This is a genomic window from Paraliomyxa miuraensis (assembly GCF_026337845.1).
Classification (GTDB): domain Bacteria; phylum Myxococcota_A; class Polyangia; order Nannocystales; family Nannocystaceae; genus Paraliomyxa; species Paraliomyxa miuraensis.
In genome coordinates this window covers 641775-662366 of record NZ_JAOVZF010000164.1, presented here as the reverse complement: position 1 = coordinate 662366, position 20592 = coordinate 641775, and the positions used below count along the sequence as shown (strand labels likewise).

General features: G+C 69.4%; 16 protein-coding genes. 4 read left to right on the top strand and 12 right to left on the bottom strand.

What is annotated here, in order from left to right; all coding sequences use genetic code 11:
• The first annotated feature begins 68 nt into the window (after nt 1–68).
• A complete protein-coding gene (locus tag OEB96_RS45795; protein WP_266223336.1) occupies nt 69–1994 on the top strand; it encodes an ATP-binding protein in 1926 nt (641 codons plus the stop codon).
• On the opposite strand, the gene OEB96_RS45790 is transcribed toward OEB96_RS45795, so the two are convergent.
• The 10 genes from OEB96_RS45790 to OEB96_RS45745 all read right to left on the bottom strand — a co-directional run bounded on the left by OEB96_RS45790 (nt 1916) and on the right by OEB96_RS45745 (nt 14067).
• A complete protein-coding gene (locus OEB96_RS45790) occupies nt 1916–2842 on the bottom strand; it encodes a hypothetical protein (RefSeq protein ID WP_266223335.1) in 927 nt (308 codons plus the stop codon). The genes OEB96_RS45795 and OEB96_RS45790 overlap by 79 nt on opposite strands.
• Nucleotides 2839–4995 carry a S8 family serine peptidase gene (locus OEB96_RS45785; RefSeq protein WP_266223334.1) on the bottom strand — a complete coding sequence of 719 codons (2157 nt, stop codon included), beginning with the start codon at nt 4993–4995 and terminating at the stop codon, nt 2839–2841. Before OEB96_RS45785 ends, OEB96_RS45790 begins: the two co-directional genes overlap by 4 nt.
• Before the next feature lie 8 nt (nt 4996–5003).
• Nucleotides 5004–5870 carry a sulfurtransferase gene (locus OEB96_RS45780; protein WP_266223333.1) on the bottom strand — a complete coding sequence of 289 codons (867 nt, stop codon included), beginning with the start codon at nt 5868–5870 and terminating at the stop codon, nt 5004–5006.
• Nucleotides 5871–5883: 13 nt separating this feature from the next.
• Complete coding sequence (locus OEB96_RS45775) at nt 5884–7536, bottom strand: FAD-binding oxidoreductase (RefSeq protein WP_266223332.1); 1653 nt, start codon at nt 7534–7536, stop codon at nt 5884–5886.
• Between the two features lie 68 nt (nt 7537–7604).
• A complete protein-coding gene (locus OEB96_RS45770) occupies nt 7605–8846 on the bottom strand; it encodes a hypothetical protein (RefSeq protein ID WP_266223331.1) in 1242 nt (413 codons plus the stop codon).
• Between the two features lie 83 nt (nt 8847–8929).
• Complete coding sequence (locus OEB96_RS45765; RefSeq protein ID WP_266223330.1) at nt 8930–10318, bottom strand: class I SAM-dependent methyltransferase; 1389 nt, start codon at nt 10316–10318, stop codon at nt 8930–8932.
• Between the two features lie 3 nt (nt 10319–10321).
• A complete protein-coding gene (locus tag OEB96_RS45760) occupies nt 10322–11167 on the bottom strand; it encodes a class I SAM-dependent methyltransferase (protein ID WP_266223329.1) in 846 nt (281 codons plus the stop codon).
• Nucleotides 11168–11234: 67 nt separating this feature from the next.
• Nucleotides 11235–11726, bottom strand: a complete 492-nt coding sequence (locus OEB96_RS45755) for a J domain-containing protein (protein ID WP_266223328.1) — start codon at nt 11724–11726, stop codon at nt 11235–11237.
• A 6-nt stretch (nt 11727–11732) separates the two neighbouring features.
• Entirely contained in the window at nt 11733–12335 is a 603-nt protein-coding gene (locus tag OEB96_RS45750; protein ID WP_266223327.1) for a PilZ domain-containing protein, read from the bottom strand.
• 82 nt (nt 12336–12417) lie between these two features.
• The gene (locus OEB96_RS45745; protein WP_266223326.1) at nt 12418–14067 is read right to left on the bottom strand and encodes an Rne/Rng family ribonuclease; all 1650 of its coding nucleotides are present in this window, start codon (nt 14065–14067) and stop codon (nt 12418–12420) included.
• Between the two features lie 269 nt (nt 14068–14336).
• On the opposite strand from OEB96_RS45745, the gene OEB96_RS45740 reads away from it, so the two are divergent.
• The 3 genes from OEB96_RS45740 (at nt 14337) to OEB96_RS45730 (ending at nt 19646) form a co-directional block, all read left to right on the top strand.
• Nucleotides 14337–15521, top strand: coding sequence for a UTP--glucose-1-phosphate uridylyltransferase (locus OEB96_RS45740; protein WP_266223325.1), 1185 nt, complete (start codon nt 14337–14339; stop codon nt 15519–15521).
• Nucleotides 15522–15752: 231 nt separating this feature from the next.
• Nucleotides 15753–18131 carry an ATP-binding domain-containing protein gene (locus tag OEB96_RS45735; RefSeq protein WP_266223324.1) on the top strand — a complete coding sequence of 793 codons (2379 nt, stop codon included), beginning with the start codon at nt 15753–15755 and terminating at the stop codon, nt 18129–18131.
• Nucleotides 18132–18251: 120 nt separating this feature from the next.
• Nucleotides 18252–19646 (top strand): tyrosinase family protein, encoded by a 1395-nt coding sequence (locus tag OEB96_RS45730; protein ID WP_266223323.1) that lies wholly within the window; start codon nt 18252–18254, stop codon nt 19644–19646.
• Nucleotides 19647–19660: 14 nt separating this feature from the next.
• On the opposite strand, the gene OEB96_RS45725 is transcribed toward OEB96_RS45730, so the two are convergent.
• Nucleotides 19661–20347 (bottom strand): NAD(P)H-binding protein, encoded by a 687-nt coding sequence (locus OEB96_RS45725; RefSeq protein WP_266223322.1) that lies wholly within the window; start codon nt 20345–20347, stop codon nt 19661–19663.
• A 65-nt stretch (nt 20348–20412) separates the two neighbouring features.
• The gene (locus OEB96_RS45720; protein WP_266223321.1) at nt 20413–20553 is read right to left on the bottom strand and encodes a hypothetical protein; all 141 of its coding nucleotides are present in this window, start codon (nt 20551–20553) and stop codon (nt 20413–20415) included.
• Between the last annotated feature and the right edge of the window lie 39 nt (nt 20554–20592).

Here is a 20592-nt window from a genome sequence, read left to right as displayed (position 1 = left end):
GCTCACGATGACCGTTCGAGACCCCACTGATACGATCAACCCCGGCTCGCCTCGCGCGACGATCGGTGATGCAGGAATCGACTCGACGCCCCGCAAGGACCGCGGGCCTCTCGGCGCTGCTTGGTGAGCAGCGCTACCGCCACCGCTTCCTCGACGCCGATCGTCGACAGACCATGGCGGTGCTGATCGTCCTCGCCCTGGCCTTCTACGCGACGGCACGCAACGACTTCGCATTGCTCGAGGGCACGCTGCTCGCGGCCATGCTGGTCAACAAGCTGCTGCACTTGGTGCTGGTGGTGGTCGGGCTCGTGCTGCTCCGGCGTGCCCGCACCCCCTGGCGGTACGACCGAGTCCTCGCGGTGCTCAACATCGCCACTGGTGTCTCCATCGCGCTCTCGCAGCTGACGCGGCTCTCGGTGAACGAAGTCCATGCGCCCGTGATCGCGGGGAGTGCGGTGCTCGCCGTGATCTACTTCGCGCAGCGGGGGCCGCTGTGGGATCGCGTGGTGATGGCCATGCTGATCTCCCTCTGCACGCTCCCGCTCCTGTGGAACCCGGAGGCCAGCCTGTCGTCGGTGCTGCGGACCACCGGCCCGCTGACGCTCGTGGGGATGAACGTGGTGGGCATCATCTCGGCGCGCTCGTTCGAGGAGCAGCGCCGGCAGCGCTTCCTCGCGGAGCACCAGGCCCAGCTCGCCCAGCAGGAGCTCGCCCGGCGGCTGCGCGAGCTGGCGGCGGAGAAGGAGTGGGCCGAGGCGATGTCGCAGGCGCGAACCACGTTCCTCGCCGCCATGAGCCACGAGTTTCGCACCCCGATGAACGCGGTGATCGGGCTGTCCGACCTGCTGCGCGACGCTCCGCTCGATCCGACCCACGCCGAGTACGTGCGCACGATCCACGACAGTGCGCGCGGGCTGCTGGTGCTGCTGAACAACATCCTCGACCTCGCCAAGATCGACGTGGGCCGGCTGGAGCTGTCGTCGGCTCCGTTCTCGCCACGGGCGCTCGCCGCCTCGATCACCACCATGATGCAGCCCGCGGTCGAGCACCGCGACGTGGAGGTGGCCGTCACCATCGAACCCGGCGTGCCCGACCACGTGCTGGGCGACGAGGCGCGGCTGCGGCAGGTGCTGGTGAACCTGGTCGCCAACGCGGTCAAGTTCACCGAGCGCGGCAGAGTGAGGCTGTCGGTGGGAAGCCAGGCGCTCGACGGCGACGAGCACGAGCTGCGGTTCGCGGTGGAGGACACCGGGATCGGCATCAAGCCCGAGGTCGTGTCGCGGCTGTTTCGGCCGTTCGAGCAGGCCGACGTCACCATCTCCCGCCGCTACGGCGGCACCGGCCTCGGGCTCGCGATCAGCCGAGAGATCGTCCAGGCCATGGGCTCCGACATCCGGGTGGTCAGCGATGTGGGGCGAGGCTCGGTGTTCTCGTTTGCGCTGCGGCTGCCGGCGGTTGCGGCACCCGTGGAGGTCGGGGTACCGCAGCATGCTCGGGACGCGTCGCGGCGACCGCTGTCGATCCTCGTGGCCGACGACCTCTCGGTCAACCAGCGCGTGGCTCGGCTCATGCTCGGCCGGCTCGGCTACGAGGCCGATTGCGTCGGCAGCGGGACCGAGGTGCTGCAAGCGGTGGAGGAGCGGGACTACGACGTGATCTTCCTCGATCTACAGATGCCCGACCTGAGTGGAATCGACGTGGCCCATCGCTTGGCGCAGCGGCTCGAGGGCCAGCGCATGCCGCTCCTGGTGGCGATGACGGCGAGCGTGCTCGAAGAGGATCGCGCGGCATGTCGAGCCGCGGGCATGCTGGAGTTCGTCCCCAAGCCGGTCGAGCTGTCCGCGCTCGCGGGGGCGCTGGCTCGCGCGGGCGAGGGGGAGAGCTCACGGTCCGAGCTCATGGCCCGCGATGCTCTTCAGAATGGATCGGTCAGCAGCTTGCTGCGCACCGACGACGAGCACCCCGTGCCGCCGAGTCCGCCGCAGAAATCCTGATCGGCCCAGGCGTCGTCGCCGGGGAAGCCCACGGGGGCCAGATCGGTCAGCCGCGGTGCATCGGGCTCACCCGCGTTGGCGGCGGTGGGGAGCACGTCGTAGAGCGAGGGATCGGCCACGCCATCGGGCCCGCAGTCCTCGTCGAGGCAGGGCACGACCGAGATGCCCTCGCAGATCTCGATCGTGGCATAGGTGGCGTGCTTGTCGGCCGAGGGGAACACCACCCAGCGCGGCTGCCCCGTGCCGGGATCGGGCGTGAACACGAGCTGGTCGAGCTCGTCGCCGGCGAACACCCGACCGTGATCGGTGGGCGTGCCCTCGTGCGCGGCGGTGTAGGCCTGCTCCATCACCACCCCACCCGCGCCCTCGGACGGCAGCGGAGCCAGGGCCAGCGCCACTCGCTCGGAGTCGCCGTTGTGCGAGGTCAGGCCGCAGCTTCCATAGTCGTAGTGGTAGCCCAGCATCACCATCAGGCGGTAGGTGCCGTCGCCGGCTCCGTCGTTGGTGATGGCCACGCGGCCCACGTCGGCCATCACCGCGGCCGGGTCGTCGACGATGCTCTCCTCCTCGTCGAAGCGCCGCAGCGGTCGCAGGAACTCGAGCACGGCGTCCTCCCAGGCATCGACCAGGCCGTCGAGATCGACGTCGTCGCAGGGAGGAGCGGTGAACGGCAAGGCCTGGCAGTCCTCGACTGCGGGCGGCAGGTTGCTGTGGAGCGCGAGGCGACCGGTGTCGGTGAGCAGCGCATGGACGTCGTGCTCGAAGGGAACCCCCGTGGTCTCGTCGGCGGTGGCCTCGGAGGTGGAGGGCTCCGCCGAGGTGCCCGTTCCGGTACCGACGCTGGTCATCGTGGTGTTCGTTGCGGTGGTCGACCCCGACGCGTTGCCTTCGCTCGCGCTGGACGAGTCACCGCTGCCATCCTCACCCACTGGTAGCGGAGCGCCGCCGCAGCTCGCCAGCGCCACGAGCCATGCCATCGATCGAGACCAGGACACCCCTGCCAAGGTACCGCAGGCGGAGCTTCCAGCACCATCGAGATCGGGGCGCGCGCTCGATCGTCGCGGCGCCGTGCCGCGAGCAGCAGCACCAGCATGCCTGCCCAGCCCAGGCCGGAGCCGGGCGCACGGGTGCGACAGCCACAACCATTGGCGCCCTCGTCCTCGGCTGCACCTCCGCTCTCCGAGCCGTCGTCGAGCGCGGTGCCCGAGCCCTGTGGACCGGTCCCTCCCGGCGGCTCGCCGGTGGTGGAGGTCGAGCCGCCGTCGTCGAGCGAGCCCGTGCCGTCGCCGGTCGAGGCCGGACAGGGCTCGTCCCCGCCTCGACAGTCGTTGTCGAGGCCGTCCCCACACACCTCGGCGAGGCCCGGGGCGACCATGGGATCCGCGTCGTCGCAATCACCCGCACACAGCGGGATGCCGTCGCCATCTTCGTCGAGCTCGTCGAACGGCAGCTCGCCATCGCAATCATCGTCGATCCCGTCGCAGATCTCCTCGGCCCCCGGATGTGCGGCCGCGACCCCGTCGTCGCAGTCGTCGCCGCCACACAGCACGCCCACGTACCCGTCGCGATCGGTGTCGTTGCACCCGCAGGCATCACCCGAGGCCAGCCTGCCGTCGAGCACCCCCCAGCCCAGCTCGTTGTCGGGGGCGGCGGCCTGGCTCGAGGTGGCGCGCAGCAAGTCCTGCATCGCCTGGGCGTCGAGCGTGGGGCGGGCCTGCAGCACCAGCGCCACCAGGCCCGCGGCCATCGGCGCGGCCGCGCTGGTGCCCTGGATGCCCTCGTATTGATCGAAGGTCCCGTACGAGATCGAGACCGTCTCCGCACCCGGCGCGGCCACGTCGGGCTTGATGCGACCGTCGGCGGTGGGGCCTCGCGAGGAAAAGCCGGCCACGGCTCCGCTCAGGTCGACCGCGCCGATCCCCAGCGCACCCTGGGCATCGGCGGGGGCGATCAGGGTCATCGGAGCCGGCCCGCTGTTGCCCATCGAGGCGAGCACGATGAGCCCGTTGTCGAACGCGGCATCGACCGCGATGGAGGTGACCGCCGTCTGACCGTCGAGGTCGGCGTACTGATACCAGTCGATGTAGCCGAGCGAGGCGGTGAAGATGTCGGCGCCTTGCTGCTCGATCCACTCGAGGCCCGCGACGTAGTAGTCCTCCTCGATCGGCGTCTCGCTGGTGGCGTCCTCGGTCTTGCTAAGGATCACCGAGACCCCCGGGGCGACCCCCATGAACGTGCCGGGATCGGAGCCGGCGAGCATGGCCAGCACGCGGGTCCCGTGGTTGGCCTGAGACGGTGAGTCGCCCGGCTCGGGGCCCACCACGTCGTCGTCGTCGATGAAGTCGTGGGCGTCGAGCACGTCGAGGGACGCAAACGCTTGATGGGACAGATCGAAGCCGGTGTCCTGCACGCCCACCACCACGCCCGCACCCGTGAGGCCACACTCCTGCTGCAGCGTGGTGGCCCCCATGAGCGCGAGCTGCTCGCCCGCCAGGCCGAACACGTCCGTGCCCGGGTCGCCGGGAGGCAGCGGGTCGACGAGCGCAGGTGGCTCGGGCGCGCGGTGGCCCCTGGCCACGGGGACGATGCCCGCGACCTCGGGCAGGGCTTCGATGAGGGCGAGCTGCTCGGAGGTGGCCTCCACGCTCACCGCATCGAGCCAGCGTGACACCACGCGCACGCGGGCACCGGTGGCCTCGACGTTCGCGACGTAGCTCGGCTCCACTGGCAGATCGCGTGCGTCGACGATCGCGGCTGCCCGCGCCCGGCGGCGACGCGCCACGGTGCGCGCGGGCAGCTCGGCCTCGCGCGCGGCCAGGGCCTCGCGGAGCGCGGGTCCGCGGGCGCTCGGGCCCTTGTCGGTGAAGCGCACCCACACCAGCACCGGGCGGTCCGCGGGCACCGAGCCGTGTGCAGGCGCGGGTGGCTCGGCCCGTGCGATGGTCGAGAGGTCGGCGAGCAGGACCCCGGCCCCGAGCCCGAGTGCAGCGAGGCGGGCCATGGGGTCGATCATCGTGCTTCGTCCCCGGTCGCGCGCGGGCGGCTCGGATCGGTGATCCACTCGCTCCACGATCCGGGATAGAGCCGCGGCGTGGGCAGGCCGGCGTGGGTCATGGCCAGCAGATCATGGCAGGCGGTCACGCCCGAGCCGCAGTAGGCGATGGCGTTCTCGGGCGAGGTGCCGGCCAGGTGCTCCCGGTATCGGGCGCGCAGGCGCTCGGGGGTCAGGAAGCGCCCGTCCTCCCCCAGGTTGCCCACGAACGGTGCGCTGCGAGCCCCGGCGATGTGTCCGGCCACCGGATCGGTGGACTCGCCCTCGCCGCGATAGCGGGCGGCGGCGCGAGCATCGAGCACCGCCACGTCGGGATCGTCGAGCATCGCGAGCAGCTCGTCGGCGCTCACCGCTGCCACCAGCGGCTCGCCGAGCGCGAACGTGCTGCGCGCTCCGTCGTACGCACGGCCCGGCGCGAGCGCTCCGTCGGCCTGCTCCCACGCACCCAGCCCTCCATCGAGCACCGCGGCCGCGCGGTGGCCCACCCACCGCAGCATCCACCAAAGCCGCGCCGCAAAGGCGCCCCCGATGTCGTCGAACGCTACCACTTGGGTGTCACCGGCCGTGATCCCCCAGCCGCCGAGCGTGGCCGCGAACGCCTCGCGCGTGGGCAGCGGGTGCCGACCCGTGCGCCCTGCGATCACGGGCCCGCTCAGGTCGCGGTCGAGGTGGGCATGGATCGCCCCGGGAATCGTCGCCTGCGCGTGCAGGCGCGCGCCGGCCTCGGGATCGGCCAGCGCGAAGCGGCAGTCGACCACCCGCCAGCTCGCCTGCCCAAGGCTCGCCGCGAGGGTCTTCACGTCGACGATGGTCTCATGGGACATGGCGGGCGAATCCTCAGTGCAGCCTCTCGTTGCGAGAGCGCAGCGCTCGGCCCGAAGTGGCGGTACGCAGCTCGGCGTGGGTGGTGTTGCCGATCGCGATCACGTCGACCTCGGGCTTGGTCTTGCCGAACAGCGAGGGGAACGCTCCCTCGGCCCCGTATGCGTGCCGCACCTGCTCGTAGAGGGTGTGGTCGAACATCTCGCGGAACTCGTCCTCGGTCATGAAGGTGTCGGCGTAGAGGAACGGGTAGCCGCCCACCTCGCGGGTGAAGTGCTCCATGGCTCGCATGGCGAGGGTGGCGTTGTAGGGCTCGCCGCGGCGTACCGCGGCCGGGACCCCGTAGACGCCCAGATCCATGTACATGCCGAAATCGGTGCCCGGCACGCGAGCGTCGGGCCGCGGCGGTCGAAGCTGCCCCGAGTGCTCGCCATGGTCGAAGATCGCGCAGGGATAGACGAGCACGGGGTAGATGTCGAACAGGTGCTCGGAGAGCTCCACCGCGCGCTCGAGCGCCGTCAGCGGGAGCACGATGTCCTGGAACACCTGCTTGGTGAACGTCAGCTCGCGGATCCCCGGAGTGGTGGTGAGCTTGAGGAACTGGATCCTCGGCGGGCACATCCAGCCGAGCGTCCAGCGAAACGCGGGGTGGTTGCCGAACGGAATCATGTCGCGCAGGGTCCAGAAGATCGCGCGGTCGTGACGGTGCAGGTAGTCGCGCAGCGGGATGTACTCCTCGTCGCCGTTGCCCTGGAGCTTTTGGCGCACGTGCTCGAAGAACCACGGCTTGTGCCAGCGGTTGACGGGATTGATCTTGGCGCGCTCGGCGGGCGTTTGGGGCGTGGCGAACTCGCCCGACATCACCACCGCCTCCTCCTTGGAGAAGATGGTGGCTTCGACGAAGTCGGGGCGATCGGGCCCCATCGACAGCTCGCGGATGCGGGCGGCGTACTCCTCCTGCGAGCGCAGCGGCTCGTAGCGCAGGCGCACGTGCGACTGCGTGGGAATGATCTTCAGCTCGACTCCCACCAGGAAGCCGAGCGTGCCGTGGGACCACGGCAGCGCGCGGAACAGGTCGGTGTTCTCCTCGGCGGTGGCCCGCACGACCCGGCCATCACCGGTGACCATCTCGTAGGCGACCACCGTCTCCTGGTAGAGACCGACCTTGTGGCTGTGGGTGGTCATGCCCACCGCCATCGCCAGTCCGCCCACGGTGGCGTCCTCCACCTCGAGCGTGACCGCGAGCATGTAGCCGTGCTTCTGCAGCTCGCGGGTGATCTCTCCCACGGTGACCAGCGGCTCGCAGGTGACCGTCTGGCGCTCGGTGTCGATCTTCAGGATCGAGCGCAGATTCCCGAGCTGGATGCGATGCAGCACGTTCTTGTCCACGAAGCGGGTGCTCAGGCCGACCCACGGGGCGCGATCGGTGCACATGGGCAAGCGCTCCGACTCGGGCTGCTCGTTCCAGCGCTGGACCTGCTGCTGGATCGCCTCGACTCTCTTGTGGTGATCGGCGGGCGAAGAGCGTCGCCGCTGCACCCACTGCCGCGCGCGGTAGCCCACGCCGAACACGGCGCTGGCCGGGAGGCAGAAGCCCACGATCACTCCCACGCGGTGGCGGGTCATGAAGTCGGCAAAGCGCTTGTCGAGGGCTCGCAGCAGGGACATCGACGGGAGTCTACCCCAGCGCCACCGCAAAGCGCGGGCCCGCGCGGGCCGATCGAGCAACGGCCGCGTCAGCTCGCGTTCAAGTGTGCCTGGGCGAGTCCTGCCACCGAACCCACCTCGTCGAGCAAGGCCCGCACCCGCTGCAAGGTCCGCTCGCGACGCATCTCGAACAGCGGTGTCCACTCGTCGAACGGCACCCGGCCGTGCTCGGCCAGAGCCTGCGGATCGGCGCGTGCGATGGTCTCCATGGTGGAGATGGCGTAGGGGATCTCGATCGCGATCGGCAGGCGATCGAGTCGGCTGCGAACGTGCGCGGCCACCCGCGGATGCAGCTCCACGCAGAACCGCAGGATGTCCCAGGCCAGCGCGGCGTGCTCTCGCTCCTCGCGGGCGATGCACGCGGTCAACGAGCGCATGGCGGAATCGCGAGCGAGCGTGTGTGCACGCTCGGCGAAGTCGGCGTTGAGGTCCTCGATGAAGCAGCCGTCCTCCAGGGTCTGCCGGGCCACCAGGCAGGCGAGGCGCACGGGGCCACGGGTCGAGGACGAGCCCGAGACGATCGCCGGGATCGGACCCACGCCGATCTCGGTGTCCAGGTAGGCCTCGGCTGCCGCGAAGCAGCGCTGCGCGTGGTCGATCTCCTGCAGCGCGCTGTGCTGACAGCGGGCCAGCAGCTCGGCGGGCGCCCCCAGGGCCGCGAGCTGCCAGGTGAGCTGGGCGAACGCCGGCACGCTGCCGTGCTCCTTGCTCGCATCGTGGAGCCACATCATCCCCAGCGCATGTCGAGTGGCCTCGTCGAGCGGCTCGACCCGGGGCCTGTGGCCATCGGCCCAGCGGTGGCCCCGCTCCAGCGCGGTTCCCATGGAGGTCCGCAGGGTGGCGCCCACCGTGCGTGACCCCACCCGCAGCGGGCGCCCCCATGCGCCGCCGGCCATGCCCGCGCCTGCGGCCGCAATGAGCAAGACGAGACCGACCAGGAGCAGGCCGCCCAGGACCCCGCAGATGGCGACCACGAGCGAGAAGATCGACCAGCGGCGCAGCGGGCCGGCCTCGGTGAGCTCCACCGGCAGGCGCAGCGCCTTGATGCGCTCGACTCCGCGACGGCCCACGCCGAAGCCCAGCAGGCCCAAGACGACCTGGAGGACGACGCACCCGGCGATGAACAGGAGCGTCACCTCCTCCAAGTCCACGAGCACGAGCGCGACGCCGCCGATCACTCCCAGGCCGGAAACGAGCGCAGACAGGGCGAGGGCTCGGGTCTTGCGGAGCTCCCGACTGACTGCGTCACGGTCGAAGGCGGGCATGTCCATGCGTCCCATCATACGCCCTCGAGGTGATCTCGGTGAGTCACGAGATCATGTCGCCGCGCGATGCTGCCTCGGGGGCGCCCGTCCTACTTCGCCGCGATGATGTAGACCAGCCAGCTCTCCTGGTTGTCTTCCTTCTCGGTCGCGTAGTACTCGCCGGTTCCGTCGCCGTCCTCGTCGGTGGCCTCCCAGTAGACCCGCACGCTGGAAAAGCCCACCTCGTACAGCAGCTCGCGCAGCTCGGGGATGCTCCACAGGCGCCAGTCGTAGGTGAAGGCGCGCTCCAGCTTCGAGCCGTCGGGCAGCACGAAGTGGATGTGGCACAGGGTCTCGTGGGTGATGGGGTTGTACGAGGCCTGCTCCCACACGTACGTGAAGTCGCCGATCGTCTCCGTGGGGTCCTCCACCTCGCGCTCGTCGGTGACCTGCACGATGGCCTCGGTCCCGCCGTAGAGCTCGGTCACGAACACGCCATCGTCGGCGAGCTGTTCGAACGCCACCTCGAGGTAGCGCCGCAGCTCGGCGCGGGTCTTGAACACGCCGTAGCTGAAGTTCATCGCGCACGTGACGTCGGAGCGCTCGCCTCCGCCGTCGAGCACGTTGGCCTGGCGCAGGTCGATCCGCGCTCGCGCCTCGGGGTCGAGCTTGCCGAGGTTGTGCTTGCGCGCCCACTCCAGCGTGGCCGTGTCGAGATCGACCCCCACCGCGCGCCGATCGTCGCCGAGCGCCGCCCAGGTGGTGCTGATGAGCGAGGTGCCGCAGAAGTCCTCGCGCAGCACCACCGGGTCCTTGCCGCGCAGCTCGTGGTAGCGATCGACGAAGAACTCGATGTCCGCCTCGGGACTCTGCACCGAGTATTGATAGAGCAGGTGCTTGTCGACCCTCTCGGCCAGGGTCGACTTCGCCGCCTTGCCCGCCTTGGCCTTCCTGGCGGTCTTCTTGTTGGCGGTCTTCTTGTTGGCGGTCTTCTTGTTGGCGGTCTTCTTGTTGGCGGTCTTCTTGTTGGCGGTCTTCTTGCTGGGCTTGGGCTCGGCCTTGGGCTTGCCCGCCTTCTTCTTCGCCTTGGGCTCTGCTGCCGCCGCGGGCTTCTTGCCGGCCTTCTTCTTCGGCTCCGGCTTGGCCTCAGCTGCCACCGCAGCCTTCTTGCCGGCCTTCTTCTTCGCCTTCGGCTCCGGCTTGGCCTCAGCCACCGCAGCCTTCTTGCCGGCCTTCTTCGCCTTCGGCTCCGGCTTGGGCTCAGCGGCCACCGCAGCCTTCTTGCCAGCCTTCTTCTTCGCCTTCGGCTCTGGCTTGGGCTCAGCGGCCGCCGCGGGCTTCTTGCCGACCTTCTTCTTCGCCTTCGGCTCGGGCTTGGCCGTCTTCGACTTCGCCGCAGCCTTCTTCTTCGCCGTCATCCCGGCGCTGCTCTTCTTGCTCGCGCCCTTCTTGCTGGTCGTCTTCGCCACCGTGTCGTCCTTGTCGTTCGCCTTCGCCATCGTTCACCGCTCCGCCACGATGTAGGTCCACCAGGAGTCCTGGTTCTCCACGTCCTTCTTGGGCTCGTAGAATGCGCCCGTCCCCTCGCCCTTGGCGTTGGTGCGCTCCCACATCAGGTGCACCTCGGAGAAACCGGCCTCGAGCAGCACGTCGCGCAGCTCGGGGCTGGTCCAAAGGCGCCAGTCGTAGTGGAACGCATCCTCGATCGAGGAACCGTCGCGAAAGTCGAAGCAGATCGAGCACACGATGTGATGCGTGAGCGGATCGAAGCTGCGCTGCTCCCAGCGGTAGGTGAAGCCGTCGGGGACCTTGCGCACGTTGGTCTGCGGCTGCATCGACTCCCAGCCGCCGAACACGTCGAGCATGAACACGCCGTCGTCGACCAGCTTGCGCCGCGCCGCCTTGAAGTACGCCAGCAGATCACGGCGTTCGTGCAAGATGCAGTACGAGAAGTTCAGCCCCGCGGCCAGGTCGACCTTGGGGCCCGCTCCGTCGAGCACATTGGCGCGGATGAGCTCCAAGCGCCTGGCCACGTCGGGCCCGTGGGGCTCGATGCGATGCGCAAGGCCCCAGTCCATGGTGGGCTGATCGAGGTCGATGCCCACCGCCGTGCGCCCCTCCTTGGATCGCACCCACGCCGACGACAGCGCGGCGGTGCCACAGAAGTCCTCGCGCATCGACATCGCATCGCGCTTGCGCAGGCGCTTGAACAAGCGAGCCAGCGTGGCCGCATCGGACTCGGGCGCCTGCACGGACAGCTCGTAGAGCTCGTGACGATCGGCCTTGGCCGCCCGGTTGCTGCCGCGGCGGCCCGGCAGGACGCGAGGAGAAGAGGCCTTCGAGGTCATGCGCGGAGCGCAGCCTGCCGTGTGGATCGCCGAAGGGCAAGGGCTCCGAACGCTACCCTCGCACTTCCTACCCCCCCAGGTACCGTGTCAGTCCGTTGTAGGCCTCGGTCAGCCGCCGCGTGACCTCGGTGGCGGCCTTCTGCTTCTCGGGGTCGTTGGCGAACTTGTCGGGGTGATACTGCAGCATCGCCTTGCGGTAGGCCCGGCGCACGGCCTTGAGATCGGCGCCGGGCTGCAGCTCGAGCGTCTTGTACCAGCGCCGGCGGTCGGCCGCGGGATCGGACGGCGGCTCACCACGCACCCCCGCTCGCGCCTTGGCCGACTCGTAGGCGCGCTCCCACGCGTCCTCGGCCGCGTCGCGGATCTTGCGGGCCTGTCGCCCCGCCTTGAAGCCGACGCTCTGGTCGTCCTCCACCTCGGCCGACGGCGCCTGCTCGTCCTCGACCTCGGGCCCACGACGCGAGGTCAGCAGGTCGCGTAGATGATCGCGATCGAAGGCCGAGCGAAAGTCGGTCAGGTTGGACCGCGCCAGATCGATGAGCCGCTTGCCGATGCTCATGTCTCGCTACTCCAAATCCTCGATGGGGTCTTCGACCGGCTGATAGAGCCCCGTCTTGGCGTCCTCGTCGGAGGATCGCATCAGGCCCGGCCCAGGAAGGGGTGGCGGGCGAAACCGCCCCGAGGAGGCCGGGGACTCCGCGGGAACCCGGCCGCGGTCCAAGGTCTGCGCCGCGTCCATGGGATCGGCCACAGCATCGATCGCGTCGGGCTCGCCGTCGTCGCTGTCGAATCCGAGCAAGTCCAGACCCTCGGCCTTGGGCAGGGGAGGCCCCGAGTCGACCGGCTGCTGTCGCTCCATCACCGCGTTGATCCGCTCGATCATGTCCGGTGACAGATCGGTGAACTCGATGCCCATCCCGACCGCCGGCTCGTACTGGTGCCGAACCACCCGCCCCTCGGCCTCCACGATCACGGGGTCGTCGAGCAACACCGTGAAGCACAGCTTGATGGTCGACCCCAACGGCGACGGGGCGGACGTGTGCACGAACACGCCGTACTCCGAGAGATCGGAGATGTAGGTCGCAGAGGGCATCGCGGCGAACTCCGTGTTGATCGGAACCCGCTCCGCCCGGCGCCGCTCGCTCGCCTTGTCGCCGTTGCTCGCCATGCTCCCTCCCCCAGAATCTTACAGCCAGATCGTACAGCCAGATCCCAAGGCCAGATCGTACGGCCAGATCCCGAGGCCAGACCTATGCCTCGCCTCCCAGCGGGACCGCGACCGTGGCGGGGTTCTCGGCGGTCGAAGCGACCACGGGCGTCGCCGTGTCCTCGACCTCGTCCTCGTCCTCTCGTCCTCGACGCCGCCGGTTGCGGCCCGAGCTGGCCTTTTGGCCGGGCTGCTTGCCCTTGATCTCGAATTGCTCGATGTGAAAGCCCTTGCGGGCGTGGATCTCGATGCCGCGGTGGATCCGCTTGACCGTCTCGTCCACGGCCGAGGCCTCCTCGCCCCGCATGAGATCGGCGACCTCGGGATTGGCGTGCACCACCACCGAGTCGCCCGCGATCACCGACGCGTCCCGCCGGATCTGCCGCAGGATCTCGTACGCGATGGTGCTGGCGCTCTTGGTGTAGCCCTTGCCGTTGCAGTAGCTGCACGGCGAGGTCATGTGCCGCCCCAGGCTCTCCTTGGTGCGCTTGCGGCTCATCTCCACCAGGCCCATCTCGGAGATCTTGGTGATGTGGGCCTTGGCTCGGTCCTTGCGCAGCACCTCCTGGAGCTTGCGGTAGACCTTGCGCCGGTTGGACTCCTTGTCCATGTCGATGAAGTCGATGATCACCAGGCCGCCGAGGTTGCGCAGGCGCAGCTGATCGCCGATCTCGGCCGCGGCCTCGAGGTTGGTCTTGGTGATCGTCTCCTCGAGGGTCTTGCCCTTGGCCCCGACGAACTTGCCGGTGTTGACGTCGATCGCCGTGAGCGCCTCGCCCTGGTCGAACACCAGCGAGCCGCCGCTGGGCAGCGACACCTTGCGCTCGAGCGCGCGGTCGATCTCGGCCTCGATGCCGTAGCCGTCGAAGATCGGCTCGCGCCCCTGGTACAGCTCGATCTTGTCGGCGTAGTCGGGCATGAACGTCTTGACGAACCGCGACAGCCGCTCGTACTCGACCCGATCGTCACAGATCACGCGATCGAGCTCGGGCGAGAGGTTGTCGCGCACCACCCGGAGCATCAGGTCGAGGTCGCGGTAGAGCCGAACCGGAGCCCGGTGCAGCTTCTCGTTGGCCTTGATGTTGGCCCACAGCCGCAGCAGGTAATCCATGTCGGCCCGGACCTGCCCGTTGGTCGACGACTCGGCCACCGTGCGCACGATGAACCCGGCCCCCTTGGGGCGCATCTGGTCCACCAGCTTGCGCAGGCGTCGGCGATCGCGATCCTTGGCGATGCGTCGCGAGATGCCGATGTGGCTGACCGTGGGCATGAACACCACGTTGCGGCCAGGCAGGGAGATATAGGAGGTGATGCGGGCGCCCTTGTTGGAGATCGGGTCCTTGACGACCTGAACGAGGATCTCCTGACCGGGTCGGACGAGCTTGGCGATGTCGGCGGGCTTGCCGGTGCGACGAGGGATCGAGTCGCCCACGTGGGGCTTGTCGTCCCTTTCGGCCTCTTCGGCCGAAGCGATGTCGCCGGCGTACAGGAATGCGGCCTTCTCCTCGCCGATGTCGACGAAGGCGGCCTGCATCCCGGGCAGGACCCGAAGGACCTTGCCCTTGTACACGTTGCCCACCGTTCCGCGTGCCCGGTCTCGCTCCACGTAGAGCTCGGAGAGGATTCCGTTCTCGATGAGCGCGACCCGGGTGTCGGGGCCGTCCGCGTTGACGACGATGACGGACTCTGGCACGGTGTCTCGGTTTTTTTCGTTGGATTGAGGGATTCGGTGGAAAGGCGCGGGGCCGAGCCGGCCAGGCCGGGGCTCCGCCGCAGGGCAGCTCGCGGGCCCATCCCGCGAACGCCTGGTCGAGGCACGCCCGCGAGGGGATCGCGCGGCTCGACCGTGCTCGGGCCAATGATCGGCCAAGACCTGGAGTCTGGCCAGCCCGAGGGCGAGCCCAAGGGCCGCCGACCCGGATCTCTAGCATCGCCGGGGGGCCAATGCTATGGCTGCGGGCCGTGGACGTGCGCCCCTCCCTGGCCAGTTTCTCCTTTGATGCCGCGCGGTTCGACGAACTGCGCCAGCGCGTGAGCAGCGGGGTCCTCGATCCCTCGGCCAACCGGCTGGCCACGGCGCCCACCCCCCTGACCAAGCCCCCGGTCGACCTCCGGCCCGGGGCCGACGAGGCACGGACGGCGCAGCGGCGAGCCCGGCTCGGCGCCAAGGGCGAGGCGGCCCTAAGGGCCGGCAAGGTCGGGATCCTCGTGCTCAACGGTGGCATGGCCACCCGCTTCGGGGGCGGAGCCAAGGGGGTCGTGCCCGTGGTCGAGGACCACCCCCGGGCCAGCTTCCTCGCGGTCAAGCTCGGTCAGGTGAGGGTGGCGGCCGAGCGCCTGGGCGCTCGGATCCCCGTGGTGCTGATGCACAGCTTCGCCACCCAGGGGGCCAGCGAGGCACACCTGGCCGAGATCGACTGGTCGGGGGTGAACCCGGGCGATCGCGACGCCTTCAGTCAGTCGATCATGCCGCGGGTGCTGCCCGACGGCACCCCGCTGCCCGAGCTGTCGGGCGCGTCGGAGCTGCCCGACGCCGACCTCTACTGTGCCCCCGGCCACGGCGACACCCTCGGTCGCCTGCGCGGCAGCGGTGCGCTGGGTCGCCTGCAGGCACGCGGGGTCGAGCACCTGCTGATCTCCAACGTGGACAACCTCGGCGCCTCGCTCGATCCGGTCGTGCTCGGGGCCCACCTCGAGGCGGTCGAGGGCGGGGCCGGGGTGAGCGTGGAGGTGGTGCGCCGCGAGGCCGGCGATGCGGGCGGCTGCGTGGCCCAGCTCGAAGACGGCACGGGGGCGATCGTGGAGGCGTTCCGCCTGCCCGAAGGGGTCGACCTGGTCGACTACCCGCACTTCAACACCAACACGCTGTGGGTGACCACCGAGGCGGCCGACCGCGAGGTGCCGCTGACCTGGTTCGCGGTGCGCAAGCGGATCGAATGGCCCGATGCCTCGCGCGTGGGCGCCGACGGCAAGCTCGAGGTCGTGCAGTTCGAGCGCCTCATCGGGCAGATCACCGAGACGGTGAAGAGCGCCTACCTCGAGGTCGACCGCACCGCTCGGTTCTGCCCCATCAAGGTCCGCGAGGATCTGCAGAAGGAAGCCGACGTGCTGCGGACGTTCGCTCGCGAAGCCGGGGTGATCTCCTGAGATCGCACCGCAGCCCTGCACGCGCCCGACCCACCGCACGATCCAGTGTGCTAGCTCACTGTTCTTGGAGGCCCCGGCGCCTGGCCGTGGCCTGGTTTGGCGCCGTCGGGCAAGCCGCGGGCACCGTCCCCTCCGAACCCCGGCCAATCGCCCGAGAACGGCCCTGTCAAGCGATCTGGCGGCTCCCCGAGGGGTTCCCTTTTGGAGGGCTTTTGCTATGCAGTAGCACTTATGCCCAGAGGGAGTCTCTCCGGGGAGATCAACGAGGCAGCCGAGCTGGTCGCCTTGCCCAGTGACGGCCGCCAGATCGTGGCGGACGAGCTTCGCATCCTCGACCAGGTGAAGGCCCGGCTCGCCAGGGAAGCGGCCACGGCGCCCGAGCAGATCGAGGATCTCGACGCTCAGCTCATCGAGCTCCGCGATGCGATCGCGGAGGCCAAGGAGGAGGACGTCCCCTCCCTCATCGACCAGATGCATCAGGTGGCCGCGCTGAGCAAGAAGCGCGGTCAGGGTCGGAGCATCCCCATCGACCCCAAGAACCCGTACTTCGGCCATCTGCGCCTGCGCGAGGCCCGAAGCCGTCGCGAGCGCGACGTGCTGATCGGGCGGCACACCCTGCTCGACGACGGCAGCGGGCTGTCGATCGTGGACTGGCGCAACGCCCCGGTGAGCCGGCTCTACTATCGCTACGAAGAGGAAGACGAGTACGAGGAGGACTTCGACGATCGCACCATCGAGGGTCGGATCCTCGTGCGACGCAGCCTCGCCGTCACCCACGGAGAGCTGCGGCGCGTGGCCTCGCCGCAGGGCACGTTCTCGGTCGATCGCGAGGGCCAGTGGCGGCAGGCCCACGGCTCGGCCCAGCCCACGCTGCACGGCGGCAGCGGCACCGCGATCCGCTACGACCGCCGCGACAAGGCCCCCGACAAGGCGCGGGACAAGAGCCGCAAGACCCAGCTCGGCGTGATGGGCGACGACGCACCGATCCGCGCCGACAAGCACCTGCAAGAGATCACCGCGCTCATCGACAAGCACCAGTTCGAGCTCATCACTCAAGGCGACTCGGGCATCGTGCTCATCCAGGGTGGAGCGGGCTCGGGCAAGACCACCGTGGCCCTGCACCGCGTGGCCTACCTCGCGTTCCAGGATCCCAAGCGCTTCAGTCCCTCGCGCATGATGATCGTGGTCTTCAACGAGGGCCTGGTCGAGTACATCCGCCACGTGCTGCCCTCGCTGGGGGTCGACGGGGTCACCGTCACCACCTACCGGCGCTGGTCGGCCCCGATCATCAAGCGGCTCAAGCTGCCGCTCACGCTGCGCTACACCACCGCCACGCCCGACCCGGTGGTGCGCTTCAAGAAGCACCCGGTGGTGATCCGACTGCTCGACGAGATCGTGAGCGAGCAGCTCGCGGACGTGCGCGAGCAGCTCGTGGAGCGCCTGGGCGAGCGGGCCGGAGGCGAGCAGGTGCTGGCGCAGTGGGACGCGACCGCCGCCATGGCTCCGCTGCCCCGGGCCGAGCGCATGCTCGAGTGGCTGGCCAAGGGCAAGGTGGCGGCCAAGCTGCACCCGCGCACCAAGGCCGCCGCCACCACCGTCCTGCGCGGGGTTCGTGACCAGCTGCGCGAGGTCGTGCCCGACTGGCTCGAGCTCAACACGGCCGAGAGCCGCATCCGCGCCGCGATCCGCGAGCACGCGGCCGAGGACTTCACCGACCTCGACGTCGACGCGATCGTGCGCTGGTGCGCCCGCAAGGCCGACACCGAGGTCGAGGAGGACGAGGAGCCCCCCGAGGAGGCCGCCCTCGACGGCGAGGACGATGCGATCCTGCTGCGCCTCTTGCAGCTCAAGCACGGCGGCCTGTTCGTGGGCGGGCGGCGCATCGACTACGAGCACGTGGTGATCGACGAGGCGCAGGACCTGTGCCCGATCGAGGTGCGGGTGCTGCTCGACTGCGTGACCGCGGGCAAGAGCGTCACGATCGCGGGCGACCGTGCCCAGAAGATGGTGTTCGACAACGGCTTCTCCGACTGGCCGCAGCTCCTCGCCGATGCCGGGCTCCCGCACGTGGAGATCCAGCCGCTCACCATCACCTATCGCTCCACTCGCGAGGTCATGGAGCTCTCGCGCTACGTTCTGGGCCCGCTCGCCGATCCCGAGGAGGCGCTGGTGGCCCGCGAGGGGGCGCCCGTGGGCTACTTCGAGTTCGGCGATCAAGGCGAGGCGGTGGCGTTCCTCGGCGAGGCGCTGCGCGGGCTGATGCAGCGCGAGCCCTCGGCCTCGGTGGCGCTCATCGCCCGCTTTCCGCAGCAGGCCGACCTCTACTTCCAGGCGCTGCGCATCGCCGAGGTCCCCAAGCTGCGGCGGGTCCGTCGCGAGGACTTCACCTTCACCGCGGGCATCGACGTGACCGACGTCCGGCAGGTCAAGGGCCTCGAGTTCGACTACGTGGTGATCCTCGATCCCACGCGACAGAACTACCCGGCCACCACGCCCTCGCGACACCTCTTGCACATCGCGGCCACGCGCGCCGCGTTCCAGCTGTGGCTCATCTGCGCGGGCGAGCGCAGCCCGCTCATGCCACCCGAGCTGGTCAGCCAGCTCGGGTAGACGGGCCCCCTCGGGGGAGTCGGCGCCGATACGGCTCCGGATCGCTGTTCAGCGGATCGACATCGGGTGTCCGGTTGCCCGGTCATCTCCGTGCACGGAGGGTGTGGTTTGCTTGCCCCCATGTCCAACGCAGGTCTCATCGGTCGGTCGCTCCTCGGGCTCGCTTGCCTCCTGTTCGGCGCTTGCGGTGACCAGGATGCCGTGTCCCAGAAGAAGGAGCAGGGCTCGCAGAAGATCGACGCCACCAAGGAGAAGGTGGGGGAGAAGATCGACGCCACCAAGGAGAAGGTGGGGGAGAAGGTCGCCGAGCTCGAGCAGGGCTTCTATGACTGGAGCAACGAGACCAAGCACGACGTGCTGTGCAAGGTCATGGACGGCATGATCGGCAATCACGACGGCGTCCCCGGGCCCGGAACCGCCGGCGCTGCGCGCTGGGGCATTCCCGCCAAGCCTCCGGCCAAGGCCAAGGTCCGTCGCTCGTACTCCTCGCTCAGCGACGCCGAGAAGAAGAAGGTCGTCGATGCGTTCGTGGCCCTCAAGAAGGTCACCACCGGCAGCGGAAGCCCCGGCTCCTCGCGGGCCAACTACGACAGCATCTGCGGTCCCGTCGGCCAGCCCCAGTACGAGCGCAACCTCTACGACTACTACGTCGAGGCCCACATGAACGCGTTCATGTCCATGGGGACCCCGGTGGAGGCCCACCACTCGATGTCGCACATGGGGCCGCAATTCCTGCCCTGGCACCGGTATTTGCTCTTGCGGGTCGAGGCCGACCTGGCCGAGGCGATCGGCGATCCAGAGTTCACCCTGCCCTACTGGGACTGGACCGATTGCCACGCCGACGGCGATCCCAAGACCTGCGCGCCGATCTTCCAGCGCGAGTTCCTGGGCACGGGAGGCAGCTGCAACGACGACGCGCGGCAGGTCGAGGGCTACCTCACCGATCAGGGCTTCCAGCTCAACATCACCACGCAGGGCAACACCATGTTCGTGCCCGACGCGATCGTCTGCAACCAGCCGCGCCCCTTGCATCGGCAGGTGGGCTGCGAGGATCTCATCCCGACCGTGGCCGGCCAGGCCGAGATCGACGCCATGTTCGCGCGCCCGACCTACGATGCCGCGCCCTACGACTCGTGCAACACCGAGGAGGACGTGTCGTTTCGCCAATACCTCGAGGGCTACGACAACGACGACACCAACATGACCTGCGTGGCGGTGGGCTGCGCGACGCACAGCAGCGGCCACATCTTCATCGGCGCCGACATGTACGAGTCCTCGGGCAGCCCCAACGACCCGCTGTTCTTCATTCACCACGCCCAGGTCGATCGCCTGTGGGCCGCGTGGCAGCAGGCCAACCTCGCCAAGGGCGGCGAGGCGGCGGTCGACCACGGCAACCCCGGGTACCCGGAAACGCACCGGGGCTCGCTGTTCGTGTGGCCCGAGGTGCTGGCCTCCGAGATGTTCGACTACCAGGCCCTGGGCTACCAGTACGACACGCTGCCTTCGCCCAAGTGAGGGCCGCCGGGCGGTCACGCGCTCGGCAGCGTGGCCGCCAGCGCGTTGATCGCCCGCGAGTCGAGCACCTTCGCCTCGGCCTTGCCCATGGCCGCGGCGATCATCGCCCGCCCCACTTCCACGGTGGAGGTCGCGCCCCCAAACGCTCGCAGCAGCGGGTAGAACACGCCCATCACCGCGTACATCGTGCGGTAGAGCGCCCCACGGGGGCTGGTGCCGCGCATCGGGCGAATGAAGGCGGGCCGAAACAGCACGACGTCGCCAAAGCCCACCCGGCGCAGCGCATTCTCGGTCTTGCCCTTGACCCGCGCCCACATGGCGCGGCCCTGCTCGGTGTCGTCGGTGCCCGCCCCCGACACGAAGCAAAAGCGCAGGCCGGGGCTGCGCGCGTGGAGGACCTTCGCGGCCGCCATCGTGAAGTCATGGGTGATGCGCGTGTACGTGGCCTCGTCCATGCCGCCCGACGCGGTGCCCAGGCACCACAGGCACGCATCGAGACCTTCGAAGGCGCTCGCGAGCGGCTCGAAGTCCTCGAAGTCCTCGTGGACGATCTGCTCGAGCTCGGCTTCGGCCCGGGGGTGATCGACCGCGATGCGACGACGTCCCACGCTCAGCACCCGGGTGATCTCGGTTCGATCGAGCAACTCGAGCAGCACGCCCATGCCGATCATTCCACTGGCACCGAAGATGACGACGTTCATGTGGCCTCCCGTGCGCGGGGACGAGCCCCGGGGTAGCAAGAGCATGAACCCGAGGAGGCGATCCGTCACTCGCCGACGACGCCGAGGTGACGGTGGAACTCGACCACGACCCGTAGACCCATTCGATCGCTCTCGGCGAGGGTGGTATCGAGTCGTAGGGCGAACTCCTCGCGCGCGTCCGTTTCGTTGGCCTTGCACTCGAGCACGAACGCGCACTACGCTTCGATGGTGGCTGCCCACGCCGT

Coding starts and splice junctions, on each gene's coding strand:
- OEB96_RS45795 (WP_266223336.1), top strand. CDS start 69: ATGCAGGAATCGACTCGACGCCCCGCAAGGACCGCGGGCCTCTCGGCG.
- OEB96_RS45790 (WP_266223335.1), bottom strand. CDS start 2,842: ATGACCAGCGTCGGTACCGGAACGGGCACCTCGGCGGAGCCCTCCACC.
- OEB96_RS45785 (WP_266223334.1), bottom strand. CDS start 4,995: ATGGCCCGCCTCGCTGCACTCGGGCTCGGGGCCGGGGTCCTGCTCGCC.
- OEB96_RS45780 (WP_266223333.1), bottom strand. CDS start 5,870: ATGTCCCATGAGACCATCGTCGACGTGAAGACCCTCGCGGCGAGCCTT.
- OEB96_RS45775 (WP_266223332.1), bottom strand. CDS start 7,536: ATGTCCCTGCTGCGAGCCCTCGACAAGCGCTTTGCCGACTTCATGACC.
- OEB96_RS45770 (WP_266223331.1), bottom strand. CDS start 8,846: ATGGACATGCCCGCCTTCGACCGTGACGCAGTCAGTCGGGAGCTCCGC.
- OEB96_RS45765 (WP_266223330.1), bottom strand. CDS start 10,318: ATGGCGAAGGCGAACGACAAGGACGACACGGTGGCGAAGACGACCAGC.
- OEB96_RS45760 (WP_266223329.1), bottom strand. CDS start 11,167: ATGACCTCGAAGGCCTCTTCTCCTCGCGTCCTGCCGGGCCGCCGCGGC.
- OEB96_RS45755 (WP_266223328.1), bottom strand. CDS start 11,726: ATGAGCATCGGCAAGCGGCTCATCGATCTGGCGCGGTCCAACCTGACC.
- OEB96_RS45750 (WP_266223327.1), bottom strand. CDS start 12,335: ATGGCGAGCAACGGCGACAAGGCGAGCGAGCGGCGCCGGGCGGAGCGG.
- OEB96_RS45735 (WP_266223324.1), top strand. CDS start 15,753: ATGCCCAGAGGGAGTCTCTCCGGGGAGATCAACGAGGCAGCCGAGCTG.
- OEB96_RS45730 (WP_266223323.1), top strand. CDS start 18,252: ATGTCCAACGCAGGTCTCATCGGTCGGTCGCTCCTCGGGCTCGCTTGC.
- OEB96_RS45725 (WP_266223322.1), bottom strand. CDS start 20,347: ATGAACGTCGTCATCTTCGGTGCCAGTGGAATGATCGGCATGGGCGTG.